General features: G+C 68.2%; 10 protein-coding genes. 1 reads left to right on the forward strand and 9 read right to left on the reverse strand.

What is annotated here, in order from left to right; all coding sequences use genetic code 11:
• Nucleotides 1–60 precede the first annotated feature (60 nt).
• Nucleotides 61–717, reverse strand: a complete 657-nt coding sequence (locus tag NA10_RS15220) for a DUF3558 family protein (protein ID WP_067568484.1) — start codon at nucleotides 715–717, stop codon at nucleotides 61–63.
• A 370-nt stretch (nucleotides 718–1,087) separates the two neighbouring features.
• Here NA10_RS15220 and NA10_RS15225 point away from each other — a divergent pair, with 370 nt between their 5' ends.
• Nucleotides 1,088–2,107 carry an LLM class flavin-dependent oxidoreductase gene (locus NA10_RS15225; RefSeq protein ID WP_307188393.1) on the forward strand — a complete coding sequence of 340 codons (1,020 nt, stop codon included), beginning with the start codon at nucleotides 1,088–1,090 and terminating at the stop codon, nucleotides 2,105–2,107.
• A gap of 7 nt (nucleotides 2,108–2,114) precedes the next feature.
• Here the strand turns inward: NA10_RS15225 and NA10_RS15230 are convergent, their stop codons facing one another.
• From NA10_RS15230 to NA10_RS15265, 8 genes are all read right to left on the reverse strand, one after another.
• Nucleotides 2,115–2,690, reverse strand: a complete 576-nt coding sequence (locus NA10_RS15230) for a TerD family protein (protein WP_067568486.1) — start codon at nucleotides 2,688–2,690, stop codon at nucleotides 2,115–2,117.
• A 639-nt stretch (nucleotides 2,691–3,329) separates the two neighbouring features.
• Entirely contained in the window at nucleotides 3,330–3,983 is a 654-nt protein-coding gene (locus tag NA10_RS15235; protein ID WP_067568487.1) for a hypothetical protein, read from the reverse strand.
• Nucleotides 3,984–4,041: 58 nt separating this feature from the next.
• Nucleotides 4,042–4,965, reverse strand: coding sequence for a hypothetical protein (locus NA10_RS15240; RefSeq protein ID WP_067568488.1), 924 nt, complete (start codon nucleotides 4,963–4,965; stop codon nucleotides 4,042–4,044).
• Between the two features lie 72 nt (nucleotides 4,966–5,037).
• The gene (locus tag NA10_RS15245) at nucleotides 5,038–6,282 is read right to left on the reverse strand and encodes a glycosyltransferase (RefSeq protein WP_245677228.1); all 1,245 of its coding nucleotides are present in this window, start codon (nucleotides 6,280–6,282) and stop codon (nucleotides 5,038–5,040) included.
• 3 nt (nucleotides 6,283–6,285) lie between these two features.
• Nucleotides 6,286–7,575 (reverse strand): glycosyltransferase, encoded by a 1,290-nt coding sequence (locus NA10_RS15250; RefSeq protein ID WP_067568489.1) that lies wholly within the window; start codon nucleotides 7,573–7,575, stop codon nucleotides 6,286–6,288.
• The gene (locus NA10_RS15255) at nucleotides 7,508–8,650 is read right to left on the reverse strand and encodes an alpha/beta hydrolase (RefSeq protein ID WP_245677233.1); all 1,143 of its coding nucleotides are present in this window, start codon (nucleotides 8,648–8,650) and stop codon (nucleotides 7,508–7,510) included. The genes NA10_RS15250 and NA10_RS15255 overlap by 68 nt, the downstream gene beginning before the upstream one ends.
• Nucleotides 8,647–11,370 (reverse strand): thioester reductase domain-containing protein, encoded by a 2,724-nt coding sequence (locus NA10_RS15260; protein WP_067568490.1) that lies wholly within the window; start codon nucleotides 11,368–11,370, stop codon nucleotides 8,647–8,649. Before NA10_RS15260 ends, NA10_RS15255 begins: the two co-directional genes overlap by 4 nt.
• Nucleotides 11,357–21,886 carry a type I polyketide synthase gene (locus NA10_RS15265; RefSeq protein ID WP_084514715.1) on the reverse strand — a complete coding sequence of 3,510 codons (10,530 nt, stop codon included), beginning with the start codon at nucleotides 21,884–21,886 and terminating at the stop codon, nucleotides 11,357–11,359. Before NA10_RS15265 ends, NA10_RS15260 begins: the two co-directional genes overlap by 14 nt.
• Between the last annotated feature and the right edge of the window lie 51 nt (nucleotides 21,887–21,937).

Raw genomic sequence — 21,937 nt, forward strand, 5'->3', positions numbered from 1 at the left:
GCAGAGAAATGGGCGACCGCCGGCCCCAGCCCCGAGCTGCGGGGCGGGACCGGAGTTGCGTTACGACGGCAGCGAATTGAAGAGTTTGGCCCCGATTTTGTTGGAGTCGGCGCAGGGATCGGTTTGAGACTTGGTGTGGCGCACGGTGAATTCGATGCTGCCGAACGAGGCGGCGGTGCCGATGTAGCAGCCCAGGTTGTTGGTGTCCTGGACCGAGCGGTAGAGCGAGAGCGGGCGGCCGTAGAACTCGGTGTTACGGATGTCCTTGACGGTGCCGGGCCGCATGAGGTCGGCGAGGGGGCGCTCGGAGGCGCCGATGAGCAGTTCGAAGGATTGGTCGGCGGACTGCCAGTGGCAGATCTGGGTGGGCGGGGTGCCGGGCACGCGGGTCTTGCTGGCGGCACTCAAGCCCGCCGCGGTGAGATCGGAGGCGGCCAGCGAGCAGGGATCCCAGAGTGCGGCGGCGGCGGCGCTCGTGGTCGTCGGATCCTGTGCCGCGGTGGTCGTTTCGGTGACGGTGTTGTCGACCGGGCTGGGCGTCGGTGCGGACGAGCCACCGTCCGCCTTCGCCGGGCTGGTGACGGCCGCGCTCGCGGCTACCGTTGTGCCGCTGGACTTTTGCGAGCCGCTCGTGGAGTCGGTCCCACACCCGGCGAGCACCAGTACCGTGCCGCAGGTGATTGCCGCGAGGCACTTCCCGATTACCTTGCTTGTCATCTCGATATTCCCCTGTCGTCAGGTAGTGCGCGGTGTGCGACGGTCGAGGCATGGCCTCCGTCGGTTGTCCGTCCTGCCAAGGCGGACAACGACCCGTAGCCGACAGTTGAATCGTCGGATGATCTCCTGATTCCGTTAGCCCAACTCACGGCCCCCAAAAACAGGGGCACGCCGCTGTCCACCGAGCCTCCAAAACTCCATTGTTTCCACACCGCCGGCACCACCGCTCCGGCCCGTGCGACTCAGCTCACACCACGGCCCCGGCGGGCGCGATCGGCGTCATGCCGACCATGCATGGATCGCTTTGTGCATGTGCACGAACGCGCGGCGATTCTCCGCCGCGGAATCAATGCGCGGCCGATGCGTTGCCATGCACATGACCTCCGCACTGCGGGCGACCCGCTTCTCCATTCTCGACCGTTCACGCGTGCGGGAGGGTCAATCCCACCCCGAGGCGCTGCGCGAGACCGTCGAATTCGGCAGGCTGGCCGAGCAATGGGGTTACCACCGGTTCTGGGTTTCCGAGCATCACAGTGTGCCGGGGGTGGCGGGTTCCGCGCCCACCGTACTCGCCGCGGCGATCGCGGGCGCTACCAAGCGGATTCGGGTCGGAACGGGCGGGGTCATGCTGCCCAATCATCAACCGCTGGTGGTGGCCGAGCAGTTCGGGACGCTCGAGGCGCTGTATCCGGGGCGGATCGATATGGGTCTGGGGCGATCGGTGGGATTCACCGACGGGGTGCGCCGCGCGCTCGGGCACAGTAAGGATGACGCCGAGGATTTCGACGCGCAATTGACCGAGCTGCTCGAATACTTCACGCGCGGTCGAAATGGTGTGCACGCCTGGCCCGCCGAGGGATTGCGGGTTCCGGCATATCTGCTGGCGACGGGATCCGGGGCGCAGCGCGCCGCGCGATTCGGGCTGCCGCTGGTCATTGCCGCGGTGTCCGGTGAGGATGCCATGGTGGAGGCAATCGAGAACTACCGCAGGGACTTCCGGGCGACCGAATGGGGCAGTGTGCCGTACGTGATGGTGTCGGCCTCGGTGGTCATTGCCGATAGCGTCGAGCAAGCCCATCGTTTGCTGCTGCCCGAGGCGTGGTCCGCCGCCTGGTCCCGCACCCGCGGTGAGTTTCCGGTGCTGATGTCACCCGAGCGGATCGAGCGCGAGCCCATGACCGAGCGTCAGCGCCACCTCTTCGAGGATTCGCTGCGCGGGCATATCCACGGCCCCGAATCCCTGGTTATCCCGGCGCTGGAAAGCCTGGTCACCCGTACCGGTGCGGATGAAATCCTGGTCCACACCAGCACTTTCGACCGCACCGCGCGGCTCGAGTCGCATCGGCGACTGGCCGCGGCGGCGTGGGCGGACGCGCCCGCCCGGGTCTGATCGGATATCAGATGGTGACGCCGAAATCCTGGGCGATGCCCGCCAATCCGGAGGTGTAGCCCTGGCCGGTGGCGCGGAACTTCCACTCCGCCCCATTGCGGTACAGCTCGCCGAAGACCATGGCGGTCTCGGTGGAGGCGTCCTCGGAGAGGTCGTAGCGGGCCAGCTCGGTGCCGTTGGAGCGGTCGACGACGCGAATGTAGGCGTTGCGGACCTGGCCGAAACTCTGTGCGCGGGTGTCGGCTTCGTAGATCGAGACCGGGAAGACGATGCTGTCGATGGTGGCCGGGGTGTTCACCAGGTCGACATTGATGACCTCGTCATCGCCTTCGCCCTCACCGGTCTTGTTGTCACCGGTGTGCTCGATGGTGCCCTCGGGCGACTTGAGGTTGTTGAAGAAGACGAAGTGCCCGTTGGACACGACCTTCTTCTCCGGCCCGAGCGCGATGGCGCTGGCGTCCAGGTCGAAATCGGTCCCCGTCGTGGTCCGCAGATCCCAACCCAGTCCCACGGCCACTGCCGTCAGGTTCGGAGCCTGCTTGGTCAGCGAGACATTGCCACCCTTGGTGAGACTGACACCCATACCGACTTCTCCTAACGATCTGAACGGTGACCGGTCGGCCACCGAATACTCGGAGTTCCGCTCCGCAACCGCTCAACGACGCTGCCCCCGCGAAGGTTCCGAGCCTTCCCTCGAACCGTAACCCAGGCCACCCTGACCTGGGGGATGGTTTCGCCCCCTGCGATCCCGCGGTCGCCGCCGAACAATTGCTCGCCCTGCTCAATGCCGTGGTCGCAGAGAAGGTTCCGGGCCGGCCGGAGGTATCATGCCGGCATTGCCGCTTAGCGGCGGAGGGCGGCGTCGAGGGCGAGGGTGTCCGCCAGGACCAGGTCGTCGGTGAGGCGGCCCCAGCGCGGGGTGAGCCATGGATTGCGGTGTGGCGGCAGGGAGTTCCGTCGGCGAGGGTGCCGGTGACGCGAAGTTGTACGGCCACGGTCGTTTTCACGGCCATCCGTTGGCGACGACGTCCGTCAGTTCGAGGCGGACGCCCGGAGGTGCTGTTCGAAGGTGTCGAACCACTGTCGGAAGGCTTCTCGGCCGTGATGAGCAGCATGCGAAAGTGACTGCCGCCGAACTGAAGTCGATCTCCGACGTGGCTGCCGACATCTTCCTCGCCGCTGCCAACCGCGACGCTGGCGATAGACGCGGCACCGCGAACTCTCATACGAGGGCGGCGAGGGACCGCACGTAGATGATGGCGTCGTCGCTGTACTCGGGTGACTCCTGCGCCGCGATGCCGCGCAGCAGCTGATCGATCGCCTCGTCGAGTTGGGTGCTCGGCCCGCCGTCGGCGAGCAGGACGACGATCGCTTCCCGGATGCCGAGGTGCGGATCCGGTTGGGCCAGTAGCTCATCGAGATAGTGGTCGGGTTCGAGCAGCCGAATGGCGCGGCGGGCGTAGGTGTGCACGCGGCGCGGGAGTTCGGCGCGGATGGTGTCGATATCGGCCGGGTCGATGTGGCCCTGGTCCACCAGGCGCAGGGACCACATCTCGGTCATGGCCTCGGGCAGGCCGTCGGGGATCAGGCCCGGGCCGGTGGCCTCTTCGATGGGGATCGGTGCGAGCCCTAGTCGGGTGTTGCGCCAATTGCGGAACTCCCACCAGGGCAGCGGTGTGGTGCTCATGGTCAGACCGAAGCGCAGGATCTGCTGACCGCCGGTGAAGGTGCGGAAGGTACGGGTGCGCCCGATGGTCGCGACCCCGGCGTCTTCGACGCGTACCCAGGTGGGCTCCTCGCCCTGGAATCCGTACGGCTGCAGTAACTTTCCTGTGTCGCGCATCAAGCGCCGCAGCGCGGATTCCGGTTTGACCATATTCGGCAGATTAGCGCCGGGGGCCGACAGATCGGTGTAACCCGCTCTCGCGCCGTGTCTATCGCGGTGTCGGGTGCGCGGAACTGCTCTGACCGGGCCGGGTGGTCGTGGTGCCGCGCGTGGTCGTGGTGGTCGTACCGGTCGAGGTGCAGGAGTATTGGATGCCGTACTCCTTCGCGCCGGCCTTGGTCAGGCAGCCGAACGGCACCGCGCCGGCCGAGCTGAGCTGTACCGCCGAACCGGTGGATCGGTTGCCGCAGAACAGGCCGGTCTGGTCCATCCGGCAGTCGTAGTCGTCGATGCTGAGCTTGCTGCCGTAGGCCAGCGTCGCGCCCTCACCGAGCGAGAACTGTCCCGGATCGCCTTCGAGGTGTCCGATGCCCAGGGCGGAGCCGGGGAAGTCGACCCAGCTGCCGACCCATTGGCCGTTCGGGCGAGTGGAGGGCCGCGCGGGTGGATCGTCGAAGCTGACCATGCAGGTCAGTCCGCCCTGTCCGAAGCTGGTGCCCGATTTGGGGGTCATGCACTGGATCTTCTTCGACGGGCTGGTGAAGGCGACGGCCGAACCGAGGTTGTTCTTGGTGCCGTCGGTGGCGGTCGCGGTGTGGAAGTCGCTCGCGCTGACCGGTGTGCCCTCATTGATCCAGCCCAGCACCACGGCCAGCGAGGCTCCGGCGGCCGGTGGTGCCGAAGGCGCGGGTTTGGCCGAGGTGGTGGTCACCGGGGCCGCCGACACCGTGGTGGTCGGCAGCGCGCTCGTGGTGTCGGTGGAGCCGCTGAATTTTCTGGCGGCGAAGAATCCGCCGGTGGCCAGGGCTATGACCAGGACGGTCGCCAATCCGATGAGGGCGTACCGAACCGCCGGTGACATGCGCCGGGCGCCGGGCTGCGGCTCGTACGCCGGGTCGTAATCGCCGACGACCGGCAGTATCTCGGTGTCCTGACTCCACAGGTCATCGGGCCGTCGGTAATCCGGTGACATCGATACTCCCCAATTCCATTGATCCGCAAGCACAGTCGGTAGGGCGGCGGTGCGTTGTGAGGCAGCATACGGTCAGATGCGGTCGGAGGAGAGGTTGCTGGCGGTGGCAAGGGCTTCGGTATAGACCGCGAGAATCTGGGTGATATGTCTGGATTGCCGGGGCTCGTCGGAGTGCGGTGCGAGAGCCCCGCGCATGGCCTCGACGCGCGATCGGTCCTGTGCGAGAGTCCGCAGTGCCGAGGCGAAGGAATCGACCGCGGCGGTGGGGGTGCGCAGGCCGCCGTCGGCGGGGACGGTTTCGGAGAGCTCGGGATCGCAGTAGACGATGGGCAGGCCCATGGCCACGGCCTCGAGCAGCACCATGCCTTGTGTATCGCAATCCGAGGTGAGCAGCAGGAGATCGTGGGTGCGCATGGCGGCGAGGCAGTCGGCCTGGTCGACTTCACCGTGCAGGCGCACGCGATCAATCAATTTGCCCTGCGCCACTGCGGATTCGACTCGATCGGCCAGCGGGCCGCTGCCGTAGATGTCGAGGGTGCAGTTCTCGACCCGGCTGACCGCCTCGATGGCTTCGAGAGGACGTTTCTCCGCGGAGAGCCGACCGCACCAGAGGGCACGCAGTGGAGCCCGCGGATCCACGGACGGAGTGGTCGCGGCGCGAATCCGCTCCAGCAGCGCACCGTCGATTCCGTTGGACACCACATGAATCGGCCGGTCGACGCCTCGTGCGGCCAACCGTCGGGCGAAGTGATGGGTGGGAACGGTCACCCGGTCGGCGGCCTGAGCCTGCGCGATCATGGGCCGCCAGGCCAGGCGGGTGGTGCGGGTGTCACCTTGGAATGGCGGTCGGCTGCGCAATGGCACGAACCAGCCGTGCAGCAGCCGCATGGTCAAGGCGGCCAAATACGGTGACGGCGAATATTTCTCGATCACCGTGTCATCGCGACTCTGCATGGTCTGCACCACCGGGATGCCGTGCCCGCGTGCCGCGCGAATACCCGCGATCCCGCAGCCGTACGTGGTGAGCGTATGCACGATGTGCACGGGCCCGCGTTCGGCGAACGCGGCGTCGATCACCCGCCGATTGCCCCGCGTCGGCAGTACCACGGGCAGGCCGGTCGACATCTTGAACGGCACCGAATCCAGCACCACGGTATTGCCGTCCGCCGCCAAGGATCCCGGTGCGGGAGCGCAGAATACGGTCACCCGATGGCCCAGCGCCCGCAGTCCGTCGCAGAGCGAGCGCATCGCCGTCTGCACCCCGCCCAGCGTCGCCGGATGGAAGTCGGTGAACAGCGCGATATGCAGTGAATCCACGGGTCAGGCCGATGCGTTGGCGGCGAGCTTCTCCACCGCGTCGGCGGCGGCCGCGACACCGTTCTCCTGGGACACCCGGCGGCCCAACTCCGCGGCCCGATCCCGTGCCTGCGGGGTGAGCGTGCGCACGAGCGCCTCGTACAGCCGGTCCTCGGTCAGCGACGGATAGGGGAAGTCCGCACCGATGCCGAGCGCGGAAATCCGCCAGCCGTAGAAGAATTGGTCGCTGTGCACGCCGATCACCACCGCGGGCAGTCCGGCGCGCAGCACATCGTGGGTATTGCCGCTGCCGCCGTGGTGCACCACCGCGCGGCAGCGCGGCAGCACCCGGTCGTAGTCGAAGGAGTCCAGTACGAACAGGTTTCGGTCGTAGCCGATACCGCGCGGATAGCCCTCGCCCTTGACCGTCACCAGTGCGCGCGCTCCCAGTCGGCCGCACACCTTGGCAATGAGATCGCAGCAGCCGACCGGGTCCAGGATCGGCATTCCGGTGAGGCAGAAGTAGATCGGCGGTTCACCTTCGTCGAGCCAGTCGCTGAGTTCGGGGGAGACCACGGCCTCACCCCAGGCATCGCGCAGCCGCTGCGGCAGAATCGGCGCGCCGACGACGGTGGCGCGCTCCTCCCAATCGGCGGGTTTGGGCAGTAGCACCGGACTCACCATGTGTACCAGCGGAATTCCGTCTTCGCGGATGCGCTTGAACGGATTGCGCGGTGCGCCGGGCAATCCCATCATCTCGCGGACGCGCCGATCCATCTTGCGGTAGGCCACCCCGTAGGCGAGTTCGAAGGCCGAGTAGCTGGCCAGGCGCAGCCGCCGCGAGGAGATCATCTTCTTGATGGTGAACGAGGACGGGAACTCCGCGGTGCGCTCGAGCGGATATGGCAGTCCGCCGACCACGACCTGCCCGGTCTTCTCCCGGCGCTCCATCGCCCACGGCAGTGTGGAGGCGCAGGAGACGATCACATCGGCGGATTCGACCGCGTCGGTGAGCACCTCGTGCATCTGCGCACCGCGCTCACCCGCCATGATCTTGACCGTATCGAGCATAATTCGCAGGAACGGCAGCGGATTGCCGGACGAGAGCCCGCGTTTGGCGGCGGGCGACTCCAGCAGTTCGGCGGAGTTGAACGGGATCACATGCGGTTCGAATCCCGAGCGCCGCACCACATCGGCGTAGTTCTCGGTCGCGGTGATCTCGACATGATGGCCGCGCGAACGTAATTCATCGGCCAGCGCCAGATATGGCTGATGGTCGCCCCGGGTTCCCGCCGTCAACAATGCGATTCGCATACTCTCGACTTTCGTTGGTGATCTGCGCCGTTGTCTCGTCGAGGAAGTCGACGATATGCCCGAAGACGTCCAGGGCCGCGCCGCGGCCGATGAAGGTGTCCAGGTGGCCGTAGGACGGAATCTCGGTGTAGCGCACCTCGACACCCGGATTGCGTGCCGAAAGCACCTCGTGGCAGAGCCTGTTGGAGTCGACCCAGGCTTCATTGCGGCTGCCCGCGAGCAGTAGTACCGGGCAGTCGATCCGGGAGGCCGCGTCCAGGGCGTTCGCCGGGAGCGCGTGATAGCGCTCATCGTCGACATTCCAGCGCACCACCGCGTGCGCCAGCTCCATCTGCCGCAGGTGCGGGAGGACCGAAAGCGGTACCGCGCCGAACAATTCGGCGAGCCGGTCGTGGGTGACGGGGTGCAGGTGGTCGTGTTCGAAGAGTTTCGCGCCCATACCCCAGCCGTAGTGCACCAGGCGGCAGGTGGGGTCCGGGCAGTCGCCCTTGCGTGAGAGGGCGGCGTAGAGCAGCGTGCGCTTGTTCCACAGGCCGACCTTGCGGAAATCCGACTCCAGGTGGGTGACGCGGGAGCCGAGCATTTCGCTGGCGAGCAGCACGCGCATGCGCGCGGAGGTGCTGACCTTGGGGGTCAGGAAGACGCCCTGCGCGACCACGCCCGCCAGACCGGGGAGCAGGCCGCCGGTCAGGCTGAGTGACAACGAGATCGCGCCGATACAGTGTGCGACCGCGAACAGCGGCCGGTCGCCGATCTGTTCGCGGATGGTGGCGACCGCCGCGGGCAGGTCGTAGAGGGCGACATCGTCGAAGGTGTACGGGCGGCCGGATTCGTTGTACGGCAGCGCGCAGCTGCCGCGCCAATCCAGCAGCCAGGACTGGTAGCCCGCGTCCGAGAGGACGTCGGTGATATTGCGAATCTCCGGGAGCGCGAACATCTCCGCGGAGACGCCGTGCCCGTGGATGAGCAGCACCGCCGGACCGTTGTCCGGTCCGATCTTGCGCAGGCGCAGGTCGAGGCCGTCGTCGGTGCGGAAGGAGATCATGTCCGCCGAGGTGGGTTCGGGCCGGGTCACCGTCGCTGCTCCTTTCGCATGGCGCGGCGCAGATCCAGCAGATCGGTGCCGACGCGCAGCATCGGTTCGAGCAGACTCTTGCCGAGTTGTCCGCCGAACCAGCTGAGCCACAACATCTTCGCGAGCCGACGCTGGCGTTCGGGCAGGCGCGGATCGATTTCGATGCCGTCGATCTGATCGGGCAGGTAGGTGTGCATCGGTACCGCGACCTCGCCGGTGAACGCGGCGGGTTCGCCGGCGCGGCCGATCTCGATGAGCTGGGTGCCGAGCTGGCGGACCATTCGGCGGCGGGCCGCGGCGAATTTGTAGCCCTCCAGCCACCAGGCGTCGCCGGAGGAATCACGCAGGGTGAGTTGGTAATGCATGATCGGATGCCGGGTCTCGTGGGGCAGCGGGGTGCCGTCGTGCGGGCGCACGATCGCGGTGCCCTCGACGGTGAGTGGTTCCGCGTGCAGGGCGGCGCAGGTGAGTTCGCCGTGAACGTCGAGGGTGCGTGCGGAGAACACCTGGGCACTGCTGGCCACGGACAGGGCCAGACGGAGATCGCACTGGATGACCGCCGACTCGCCGACCGGACCGATTGTGCCGCTGAGCGTTTCGTGGAAACGCAGATAGGGTTCGTCACCCGGCTGCGGTCCCATACCCGCCATGGTGGCGAGCATCTTGCCGCGCTGGGCGGGGCCTGGAATGGTCGCGGTGGGCAGGCCGTGTGCGGCGACGAAGGCATCGGTGCGGGCGGCGGTGGCCGCGGGAGCGGTGACCATGGCGGCGAGTTGGGTACGGGCGACCGGACTTTGGAGCACCTGGGCCAGCGATTCGAGTTCGGGCACCTGAACCTCCCGGATGGCGCGGACCACATCCTCGCACCACTGCTCCCAGTGCTGGACGCGAATTCCCAAGCCGCCCAGCGAGGTTTCGGCGACGATCTGTTCGAGTGAGGTGGGCGCGCCGGTCAGGTGATAGGTGTGCCCCCACGCGTCGGGCGCGCAGACGATCGCCGCGGCCGTGCGGCTGACCCAATCCACCGGGGCGGAGTTGAGATACCGGAAGCCCGGCACGGTGCGAAAACGCATGAGCGCGGCCGTGATTCCCGCATTGAGATCGCGCGGATTGTGCGCACCCGTCTCCGGATGACTGCCGATCCCGCCCGGTCGCATGATCGTGACCACGAGCCCGTGTTCACCGGCCCGGCGCAGTATCGCCTCCGCCGCCCACTTGGACCGGTCGTATCCGATGGGCAGTGCGGCGACATTGGCGGTGGGCGCATCCTCGCCGAGCGTCTCCGCGTCGGACCCGTTGAACACCGCCATCGAGGAGATGTGATGAATGGGCTTCGGGCGACCGGTGCAGGCCAGCTCCGCCAGCGTCAGCGGCCCCAGCACATTGGTGCGCCGCAGCGAGGGATACCCCCGCAGGAAATCCACCGCCGCCCCGGCATTGACAATCGAATCGACTTCGGCGGCAAGCGTATTCCACCGCTCCTCGGACAATCCGAGCCGAGGCAGCCGCAGATCGCCCGCCAGTGGTGTCACCCGCCGCGACACCTCCCGCGACCACGGCAGCGCGAACCGCCGAACCGCGTCCTCCAGGCGCTGTGCGGCGGCCTGGTCATCATCGGCCCGTACCAGGCACACCACATGAGCCTGACTGTGCCGCAACAGATCCAGCAGCATATGACTGCCCAGGAACCCGGTCGTCCCGGTCAACAGAATCCGCTGCGGCGCAACCCGTTCCGGACCCGCCACGATGGGCAACCGATCCGCGCCGCCCAGATCGGCGAAGAGCAGCGCCAAATCATCGGTATCGGTGAAGGTCTCGGCCTGCGAGGCCATCGCCTCGGGGGCGGCACCGTATCGAGCGGGGTCGCCGTTGGCCCCCCGCGCGAGATGCTCGCTGGGCCGTGGCGCTGTGGACTCACCGGGTATTCGGCCGAGGTCGCCGGATGCGGTGTGGGTTCGTTCGTGATCGTCGACGGACTTCGGTGTGACGGCCCCGGATTCCAGGGGCCGTCGCGTGTTCTGGGCGGGCTGATCGGCGGGCGCGGCGAGTTCGGGGTGGTCGGCCAGCCAGCGGCGTGCGAGCCTGCGCGGCCGGGCATCGAAGAAGATCGTGTCCAGATCCGGGTGGATATCGAGTTCCCGCGCCAGGGTCGCGACCAACTCCACCGCGGCCAAAGAGGTTCCGCCCGCGTCGAAGAAGTCGGTATCGGCGTCGATGGGCACGGTGGTGAACCGATTCGCCAGGTCGGTGATCGCCTCGGCCAGGGACTCCGGGGTCCAGCCGCGTGGGGTTGACCAGGTTCCGGCGGCGTGCACGGGCTGTGCATGGGCTCGGGTCCGCGCGTTCCGCTCTTCCGGTCCAGGGGATATTCGAGCGGAGGTCCCCGACGTCGAGTCGCGAGGTGCTCGCTGGAGATCGGCGCGAGTCGCCTCGGCTGTCCCGGCGACCGGATCGGATCGCACCGTGCCGATCGGTGCGAATCGTTGTGCGGCCGTTGCGGTGTGTCCCTGCGTGCTGGAGGAGGCGCTTGCCGACTGGACCGGCGGCGGGTGCCCGGTGTCGTGCTCGGCCGCGGCCCCGCCCGCCCGCGCCGGGGTGCCGGTGCGAGCGAGGAGGTCGGCGATATCCATGGTCGCCGCGCCGCGCTCGAGGGTTTCGGCGCGGTGGCGGCGGTCCACGGCCGCGTTGCGGATCGGGGGACGCTCGTCAGGACCGGTCACCGGTCACCTCCTCAGTGGTCGACTGCGGTTCCCAGGAACGGAACTGCCGCAGGCGGTCGGGGGTTACCGAGACGTCGAGGCGGCCGGTGTCGGGGGTGGTGCCGAGCAGGCGGGCTGCCAGTCGGCGGGCGGGTTCGTTTCTGGGGGTGCGGTCGAACGATATCCGGACGGTGGTGTGGCCGAGGGCATCGGCCTGGTCGGCTGCCCAGGACAGCAGGCGTTCTTCGACGCCGCGGCCCAGGGCGCGGCAGCTGAGTTGCCAGCCGGTGATGGTGAGGGCGTCATTGTCGGAGCGCAGGGCCAGGACCGAGATGAGGCCGTAGTCGCCGAAGCGGTCGCGGGCGGTCGCGGTCCAGACTTGGCCTTCGGCGCGCCAGCGGTCCAGATCGGCGGTGGTGACGGTGCCGAGGGTGAATTGGTTGGTGCGGCGCACGAGCTGTCGGGCGCGTTCGAGGGTGGTATCGGTCAGGGGATCGATAGCTACTTCCAGGTCCAGCTGTGCCAGGAAGTCCGCGAATTCGGCTGCGGCGCGGGCTTTATCGCGTTCGCGGTCCTGCCGGTAGAAGTCGGCGCGGGCGCTGTCCTCCGCGGTCGCGGCGAGGGGGACCATCGGCCACAGGCGGGTGAGGAAGGCTGCCAGTTCGTCGGCCGGGGGACAGGTCACCGAGAGCACCTCGGGGAGGTCGGAACGCATGCGCGCCACCTCGACCGGGTTGTCGTCGAGATAGCAGAAGGTGTCGAGTCCCAGGCCCAGGGTCTGCGCGATGAGTTCCAGCCGCTGCGGCTTGGCCTCCCAACCTGCCGATATGGCGGCGAAATCCGCGCGGCGCAGCGGGCTTTCGGGTCGGTCGAGGATCGCTTCGACGGTGTCCGCGTCATTGTTGGAGAGCAGCACCAGCAGCGTTCCGGCCGACCGCCACTGGGCGAGGCGCTGTGCCAGTGCCAGTCGGGGTTGGTCGAATGCCACCGCGGTCGAACCGATCTCGCCCGCCGTCCCGCTCCAGAGGGTGTCGTCGCCGTCGACGGCGATCACCTTCGGTGCGGGTTCGGTGACCGCGCCCACCGTCGACACCAGGGTCAGCGCGACGGCCGCCTGGAATTCGGGGGTGAAGGGCAGGTGCGCCAGGATGGCGGTGCGATCGTCGAAGGGGTTGTCCACCCGGTGATTTCGCGTCCACTCGTCCGGGCCGAGCAGTGCGACACCGGGAATTGCCCGCAGGCGTTCGGTGACGACCCGCTCCCATGCGGCGAGCCGCTTTTCGGGGGCGGCCGACGGCAGGATTCCGACGATCACCGGTTTGCGGGTGCGTTCGGTGAGTTCCCGTATCGCCGCCGGGTATTCGGCGGCGAGTTCGGTGAGTAACTCGTCCGAGAGTCCGCCGAAGCGCTCCAGATCCGCCGCGCGCAGCAGCACGATGCTCAGTGACATCGAGGGCTGGGCGAAGACGCCCGACGGGTCACGCAGGCTCGACAGCACATGGTGGTATGGGGCCTCGGCGACGGTGATCGCCGTGGTGTCGGCGGCCGCCACCATCAACTCGGGGAGTCTGCCCAGTGCGAAGGTCGCGCCCACTGCCGCGCGAAGGCTGGAAACCTGCTGTGCGTCAGCGAGTTCCGGGCGCGCGGGGGCTCCCGGATCATTGACCGCCGCCGCGACCGTCGCCAGGTATTCCGCACCGAATTCGGTGCAGGTCTCGGCGTCGATGATGTCGCTGTTGTAGGTGAACCACACCTGCCCGGTATCGGGGAGCACCGCGACCATGAGGTCGAGATCGGAGTAGCCGGTGCTCACCGGAACGACCTCGGCCGCCGCGACGGCGGAATTGGCGCGCAGATAGTTGAAGTAGACCTCGATCAACGGCGCGTTGTCGCGGTGCAGGCCCTGCGCGGCCAGGGCCGCGAGCACTTCGGCGAAGCCCGCACCGGGTGCGAGCAGGGTGCGCAGGCGTTCACCGGTGCGGTCCAGGACATCGGCTACGCGATCCTGCGCGGTGACCGTGGCCGGGAATGGCACCGGGAGACCGAAGTATCCGACGGCGTCGGTGGCATCGGCGTGCATGCGGGTATCCACGGGAACGGCCAGGGCGAAGCGATCGACCTGCTGACGCCGGGCCAGCAGCACACTCAGTGCGCCGAGGAAGACTGCGGCCGGGGTGACCCCGAGATCGCGGGCTCGATCGGCGACGCGGTCGTGCAGTCCGGCGGGCATATCGAGGGCGATCGCCCCCGCACCGTAGCTGCGCTGCGCCGGACGCTGGTGTGCCAGAGTCAATTCCAGGCGCTGCGCTCCGGCGAAGAGGTCGCGCCAGCGGGTGATGGCGGCCTCGTCACCGGTGCGCTTGTTCGGCTGGGCGATGAGCAGCTGATGCATATCGCGGTTGCTGACGGTGTCGTCCAGCGTCGCGCCGGAGAGTTCCGCGGCGAGTTCGCCCGCTACCAGGAGCATCGACTGCACATCACTCATACCGTGGTGAGCGCCGAAAAGCAGTACGGCCGAAGCCGATTCGGCATTGAGCAGCTCGAAGCGCCACAGCGGACCCGTCTCCAGGTCGAACGGCCGGGTCATCAGCTCACGGAAATGCCGCTGCACGATGGCGTCATCGAGGTGTTCGAGATCGCGCCAGGTTGCCAGTGCGCCCGGCTCGCGGCGGATCTCCAGCTGGCGGCCGTGCTCCTCGCTGCGGTGAATCGTGGTGCGCAGTGCGGCATGTCGGCGCGCCAGGCGGTCGACGGCCTGCTCGAGCCGCTCGCGAGTCACCGCGATGGGCAGGCGTACCGCCACACCGCCGGTTTGCGCGGCGCTGGGGATGCCCAGCTGTTCGGTGCGCAGCAGTCGCATCATGTCGCGGGTCACCGGGAGGATCTCCAGCTCGGGGACCTCGGCGGCCACGGTGCTGGACGCACCGGAATCACCCTGTCGCAGCACCTCTTCCACGAGGTATCCGGCCAGATCGGTGAGGTTCTGCTCGGCGAGAATGCTGCCGAGAGGTACCGAGACGCCGGTGTGCTCGCGGACCTTGTTGCGCAGTTCGATCGCCATCAGTGAATCCAGGCCCAGGCTCTGGAAATTCGCCTCGGCCGAGACCTGCCCCGCGCCCGCGTGACCGAGGACCTGCCCGGTCCATTCGGAAATGGCGGCGATGGCCAGGGCGAGGGCCTCCGCGCGCGGAACGGTCCGAAGTCGTTCGGCGAAAAGGGATTCCGCTACTACATCGACAGCCGACCGATCGGCCACGGCCCGGCGGGCGGTGCGGCGTACCAATCCGTGCAGCAGGCGCGGGACACCCGGTTCCCGGCGCAGCACCGCGGTATCGAGCAGCAGCGGAACCAGCATCGGCTCACCCGCCCGCAGCGCGGCGTCGAAGCAGGCCATACCGTCGGCGGTGGAGAATGCGCGCACCCCGGCGCGTTCGAAGCGTTGCAGGTCCGCGCGTGCCATGTACTCGGTCTGATTGACCGCCCACGCACCCCAAGCCAGAGACTGGGCGGGCAGTCCGACGCACCGCCGATACAGCGCCAGCGCATCGAGATAGGCGTTCGCGGCGGCGTAATTGGCCTGTCCGGGCGTGCCGAACAGACCGCCCGCGGCGGAGAACAGCACGAAGATCGACAGCTGTCTATCGGCGGTCAGTTCGTGCAGATGGTGCGCCGCATCGACTTTCGGCCGCAGCACGGTATCCAGCTGCGCCGGGGTCAGCGAACCCAGCGTGCCGTCATCGAGCACGGTCGCCGCGTGCACCACCCCGGCCAGCGGCAGCCCGTCGAGCAGAGCCGCCAGCGCTTCGCGATCGGTGATATCGCACCGCGCGAATCGCACTCGCACACCGCGACTTTCGAGATCCGCCCGCAGTTGGTGTCCGCCCGGCCCGTCGACGCCGCGCCGACTGACCAGCACCAGATCCCGTACCCCGTACGCCTCGGCCAAATGCCGGGCCAGCGCCGACCCGAGCCCACCCGGAGCGCCGGTCACCAGCACCGCGCCGTCCCCGAGGCCGACCCGCCCCTCCTGCATCCGAGCGGCGTTCTCCGGCAGGCGAGCCAGCCGCGGCACGAATGCCACCCCACCCCGCACCGCCAGCTGCGGCTCCTCGGTCGCGAGCAGCGCGGCGACATCAAGTTCGGCATCGGTGGAATCGATCAGCACGATCCGCCCCGGATTCTCCGACTGCGCAGACCGCACCAACCCCCACGCCACCGCACCCGCCGGATCCGGACTCCTCCGGTCCCCCCGCGCGATCGGCTCACTCGGTGCCACCGCCCCGCGCGTACGAACAACCACCGTCGCCCGCTCGAACCGGCGGTCACCGATAATGCCCTGGAGCGTCGCCAACAGCCCCTGCGTGATCGCATGCACCCGCGCGGGCGAATCGCCTTCGGGCACTTGGAGAATGATCGCGTCCGCGTCCTCGGCCGCCGTGGGCACGCGGACGTTGTTGATGGTCGCCGAATTCGACCCGCCGTGCGCGCTCGCGGACGACGTGGCCGGTGGCGATTGCGCTCCCGCATACCCGTTCGACGTCGCGGACAATTCCGACTGCCCCTGGGTGACATCTGCCAGTTCGGGGAAAGGCCACTCGGACAACGTGAGCGTTCGATTCACGGTGCCGACAGCGCGTTCGGACCAGTCCAACCGGTACAGACGCCGATGGGCCGGGGCAAGGGATGCGGCATCCCACTGGGTTGCCGCCACCGGTCGCAGCAGCAGCGAGCCGACCGAGACGACCGGACGACCGGTCCGATCGGTCGCCGCCATCGTGACGGTATCGGTGGCCGACCGAGTCAAACGGACGCGCAACGCGGTAGCGCCTGACGCCCAAAGATTCACATCGCTCCAGACGAAGGGCAGCAGCGCGTGCTCCCCGTCGGGGGCATACAGCGCCGTGGTGTGCAACGCCGCGTCGAGCAGCGCCGGATGGATACCGAACTTCGCGGCGTCCCCCTGCGCGCCCTCGGCGAGTTCGACCTCGGCGAAGATCTCAGCCCCACGCCGCCACGCCGCGCGGACCGCCCGGAATTGCGGACCGTACTGATGGCCCCGCGCATACAGCTCGGCATAGAGCGCCTCGACATCCACCCGCTCGGCATCCGCCGGCGGCCACGCAGACGAATCCGATGGTGGCCAAGCCACGCCACCCGACCCCGCGAGTGCGCCGGACCTCGAGCCCGCGATGTCGTGAGCCTGTCGCGATGTCGCCGAACCGGATCCTGCCGGCACCCCCGATTGTGGGGCTGCCATGTCATGGGACTGTGGCCAGGTCGCCGCGCCGGACCCTGCTGGTGGGCCTGTGACGTCATGGGGCTGTGGCCACTGCACCCCTGCGCGCGCCGGGGACGGTTCCCATTCGTCGGAGTGCGGGCGTGCTGGTGAATATGCGTGTGCCGCAGCATATTCCGTGTCCTCGGTAAGGGTGCCTTCGGCGTGCAGGGTCCACTGGGGGTCGGGGTCTTGGTCGTCGCGGGCGTAGATGCGGACCGTGCGGCGGTCTTCGGTGTCGGGGCCGCCGACGACCGTTTGGATGCGCAGGGCGCCGCGGTCGGGCAGGAGCATGGGGGCGCGCAGGATCAGTTCGCGCAGGGTGGGGGCGTCTGCCTCATCGCCTGCGCGGATGGCCATTTCGACCAGGGCCGCGCCTGGGATGAGTACCGCGTTGGGGCCCGCGTGGTCGGTGAGCCAGGGTTGCAGGTGGCGGGAGATGCGGCCGGTGAGGATTACGCCGCCGGAATCGGGTTGCGGCACCAGCGCGCCCAGGATGGGGTGGTCTAGATCGCCTAGGCCCAGGGCGGTGGAGTCGCGGTTGATCCGCTCGGTCCAGAAGCGGCGTTCGTCGAAGGCGTAGGTGGGCAGGTCCACCGGTGCGGCATCGGGCAGCAGGCTGGTCCAGTCGAGTTCATGTCCGGCGACGTGGAGTTCGGCCTGGGCGCGGGCCAGAGCGGTCGGGCCGTCCTGATCGCGCAGCAGCGAGCCGACGGCGATGACCTCGCGGGACAGCTCCTCGGAGAGGGATTTCACGGCCGCGGTGAGCATCGGATGCGCGCCGAGTTCGACGAAATAGCGGAAGCCGTCGGCGATCATGCGCTCCACCGTGTCGGCGAAGCGCACCGTCTGGCGGGCATTGCGGAACCAGTAGCCGGGTTCGACCGCGGCGGTGACCGGCTCACCGGTGACAGTCGAATACCACTGTGTGACAGGGGGTTCGGCCGTCATTCCGGCCAGTGCGGCGGCCAGCGGTTCGCGCAGCGGCTCATACATCGGGCTGTGCCCGCCCAGGCTCGGCCCGGCGGCGCGCAGCTTGTTGTAGATCCCGGCCTCGGTCAATTCGGCGAGGAACTGCTCGACCGCGGCCTGCTGCCCGGTGACGAATGTCGAGCGCCGCACATTGACCGCGGCGATCGACACCCGATCACTGAATCTCGCCAGTCGCGGAACGACTTCGGCCTCGGGCAGGCCGACCACGGCCATCGCGCCCGGCTCCTCGATATCCTGAATCAGCCGGCTGCGGGTGACGACAATCTTTGCGGCGTCACCCAATTCGAGCACCCCGGCGCAGTAGGCCGCCGCGACCTCACCCTGACTGTGCCCGATCACCGCGTCCGGGATCACGCCCGCCGCACGCCAGGTGGCCGCGAGTGCGGCCATGGTCATGAACAGCAGTGGCTGGATGAGCGGATGATCCCAGAGATCCTCGACCGTCATGGTGGCCAGCCGATCCTGCGGCGACCAGCCGAGCAGGGCGCTGAAAGCCTTGTCGCAGCGCTCGAATTCGGTGCGGAACTCCTCCGACGCGGTGAGCATATCGCGCGCCATCCCGACCCACTGCGTGCCCTGACCGGGGAAGATGAACGCGGTCTTGGCGTTGGTGAGCACCGGGCCCTTACCGACGACGGCATCGGGCGATTCATCACCGTCCACGAGGGCGCGCAACGCGCCGATCAGCTGTTCGCGATCGGCCGCCACCACCACCGCACGTCGCTCGAATCGAGTGCGCCGCAAGGCGAGTGAGCGCGCGACCGGACCCGGCTCGAGCGCCGGATCGGCACTCACCAGATCCAGCAGCCGCTGCGCCTGACCGAGCAGCGACGCCTCGCTCCGCGCCGAAATCGGCAGCAGCGCCACCCGCTGATCGGCACCGCTCGCCTCGGACACCGCGACCGGCCCGACCGGCGCCTCTTCGAGAATCAGATGCGCATTGGTGCCGCTGAGCCCGAAGGCGCTGACCCCGGCCCGCCGGACCCGCTCCCCACGCCGCCACGGCAGCGTCTCACCCGCCACCGCGACACCGCTGCGCTCCCAATCCACATGCGGTGAGGACGTTTTCGCGTTCAACGTGGCGGGAATGCGCTCATGCTCCAGTGCGAGAACCAGTTTGATGACGCTGGCCACACCCGCCGCTGCCTGGGTATGTCCCACATTGGATTTGAGCGACCCGATACCCAGCGGGCGTTCCGGATCGCGGCCCGGTCCGAACACCCGCGCCAGCGCACGCGCCTCGATCGGATCGCCCAGGGCGGTGCCGGTGCCGTGCGCCTCGACGTAGTCGATATCGTGCGGGCTCAGCCGGGCAACCCGCAGCGCCGAACGCAGCACCTGTTCCTGCGCAGCGCCATTCGGCGCACTCAGCCCCTGACTGCGACCGTCCTGATTCACCGCCGATCCACGAATGACGGCCAGTACCCGGTCACCGTCGCGGCGGGCATCGCCGAGCCGCTTCAACAGCACCATGCCCGCGCCCTCGGCCCAGACCGTGCCGTCCGCCTCGGCGGAGAACGGTGCGCATTTGCCGGTGGGGGACAGCACGCCCAGCTTGCACAGCTCGATATGCGCGATCGGCGACATGAGCAGTGTTGTGCCGCCCGCCAGCGCGAGATCGCATTCGCCCGCGCGCAGCGCCGCCATGGCCGAATGCATGGCCACGATCGAGGACGAGCACGCGGTATCGAGGGTCACCGCCGGGCCGTGCAGACCCAGCGTGTAGGAAATGCGCCCCGAGGCGACACTCGGCGAAAGTCCCGTTCCCACTTGGCCATTGAGCTGTTCGGGCGCGGGATCGGCGAGATATCCGGTCGCGTACACCCCGAGGTAGACGCCCGTGGCGCTCCCGTGCAGGGTGCGCGGATCGCGTCCGGAGCGCTCGATCGCCTCCCACGCCAATTGCAGCATCACGCGCTGCTGCGGATCCATGACCGCGGCCTCGCGCGGACCGATGCCGAAGAACGCGGCGTCGAAACGATCCAGGCCGTCGACGTACCCGCCGCGGAAGGTGTACGCCTTACCGCTCGCGGTGGTATCCGGATCGTAGAGATCCTCGATATCCCAGCGGCCCTCCGGCACCTCGCCGAGACCGTCTCGGTTACCGTCCAGCAAGCGCCACAGCGCCTCCGGCGAGTCGGCAGCGCCCGGGAAGCGACAGGACATGGCGATGATGGCGATCGCGTCCTCATCGATCTCGTCACCGTCCGCGGGCACCGCGGCGGCGGTGACCTCGGGTTCCACCGCGTCCGGAACCGTCGCCGCGGCAGGCGCGAGCGCCTTGGCCACACCGTCGATGGTCGGATTGTCGAAGAACAGATTGGTATCGAGGAATTCGCCGTAGAACTCCGAGAGATCGATCACCAGCTCGACCAGATCGGCCGAGCCCAGACCGAATTCGACGATCGGCTGATGCACGTCGATGCGCTCGGGATCCAGCGCCGCCTGCAGCGCGATGGTCTTGACCAGCCAGGTCCGCACCGCTTCGGCGGAGGGCTTATCGCGGGCGTCGCCCGGAGCGGACGCGGTCTCCTCCTCGAAGTCGAAGAGTTCATCCTCCGGTGAGCGCAACGGTCCCGCGGTCAATTCGAGCAGTTCGCCCGACCCGTACGCGGCCCGGCACGCCTGCCGCTGGATCTTGCCGCTGCTGGTCTTGAAGATGGTCCCGGGGCGAATCAGCATGACCGTGGCCAGCGTCAACCCGTGCTCGGTGGAGACCGCGCCGCGGATGGCCGCCTCGATGGCATTGAGCTCCTCTTGCTCCTCGGTCCGCACCTCGGCGACCACCACGGGTTGCTCACCCCCGGACCCGAGTTCGACCGAGAACGCGGCGACACAGCCCGCGCGGACCCCGGCGTGCGCGGCCTCCACGGTCGCCTCGATGTCCTGCGGATAGTGATTGCGCCCATCGATGATCAGCAGGTCCTTACTTCTGCCGGTCACGAAAAGTTCGCCGTCGGAGACGAATCCGAGATCGCCCGTGCGCAGGAAACGCCGCTCGTCACCGGACAGCGTCGCCGCGAAGACCTCGGCGCCGGCCTGCTCATCACGAAAATACCCGGCCGCCACACTCTTTCCTGCGACCCAGATCTCACCCTCGGACCCGGCGGCGCGTTCGAGACCGCTCACCGGGTCGACGATCGCGATCGACAAACCCCCGACCGGACGTCCGACGCCGACCAGTTCGGCCCCGCGCCCGCGATCGCCGAGCGCATCGCGCACCTCGTGGAAGGTCGGTGCCACGCCGATCTTCGGCCCGGTCACAATCAGCGTGGCCTCGGCCAATCCGTACACCGGATGATGGGATTCGGCCCGGTACCCCGCCCGCCCGAAGGTCTCGGCGAACCGGCGAATCGTGGCCGCCCGCACCGGTTCGGAGCCATTGAACGCCACCCGCCAGTGGCTCAGATCGAGCTGATCGATCTGCTCGGCCGCGACCCGCCGCACGCACAGCTCATACGCGAAATTGGGTCCGCCGCTGGTGTGCGCGCGGTACGTGGAGATGGCCTGCAACCAGCGCTCGGGCCGTTGCAAGAAGTGCATCGGCGACATGAGCACCGAATGCGCGCCGAGGTAGACCGTATGCAGTAGCGGCGCAATGAGTCCCATGTCGTGGTACATCGGCAGCCAGCTGGCGAACAGCGCGCCATCCCAGGATTCGGCGAAATTCGGATCGTGCCCGAGCCCGTCGACCAGCGCGCCCTGATTGTGCAGGAGATTCTCATGAGTGATCAGCACACCGCGCGGAGCGCTGGTCGAACCCGAGGTGTACTGGATGAACGCGACCGACCCCGGGGTGAGATCGGGCTCGCGCCACCGTGTTGCCTCGGTCCCGGAGATCTCATCGGTGGCCAGCCAGCGCAGTCCGGCCAGCTCCGGAATCTCCGCGCTCAGCGCCGCAGAATCCGCGACCACCCGCGCCGGGGCGAGCACCACATCGACCTCGGCGTGCGTGACCATCCGCCGCAGCCGCCGCAGCGACCGGTTGTCCCATTCCGGCAGCGGTGCGGGCACGGCCGCGACACCCGCGGCGAGGCATCCGAAGAACGCCTCGGCGAAGTCCTGTCCCGCCGGATAGAGCAGTAGCGCGCGCTCGGGTCGCGAATCTTGCAGGGCGGCGGCGATGGCCTGGGCGCGCACACCCAGGTCGGCATACGACATTTCGCGGACAACGCCTTCGACATCACCACTGTCCAGGAACCGGTAGACCGGATCGGCCGGGCGGCTCGCAATCTGAGCGAACAGTGTTTCAGTAAAAGTGTTGAGCACGAAAATCCTTCTCTACCTGGTGAAACGTATTCTTCGGCCGGACTTCGTTCC

It is taken from the genome of Nocardia acidivorans NBRC 108247 (genome assembly GCF_001625085.1).
In the GTDB taxonomy this organism is placed as follows: Bacteria; Actinomycetota; Actinomycetes; order Mycobacteriales; family Mycobacteriaceae; genus Nocardia; species Nocardia acidivorans.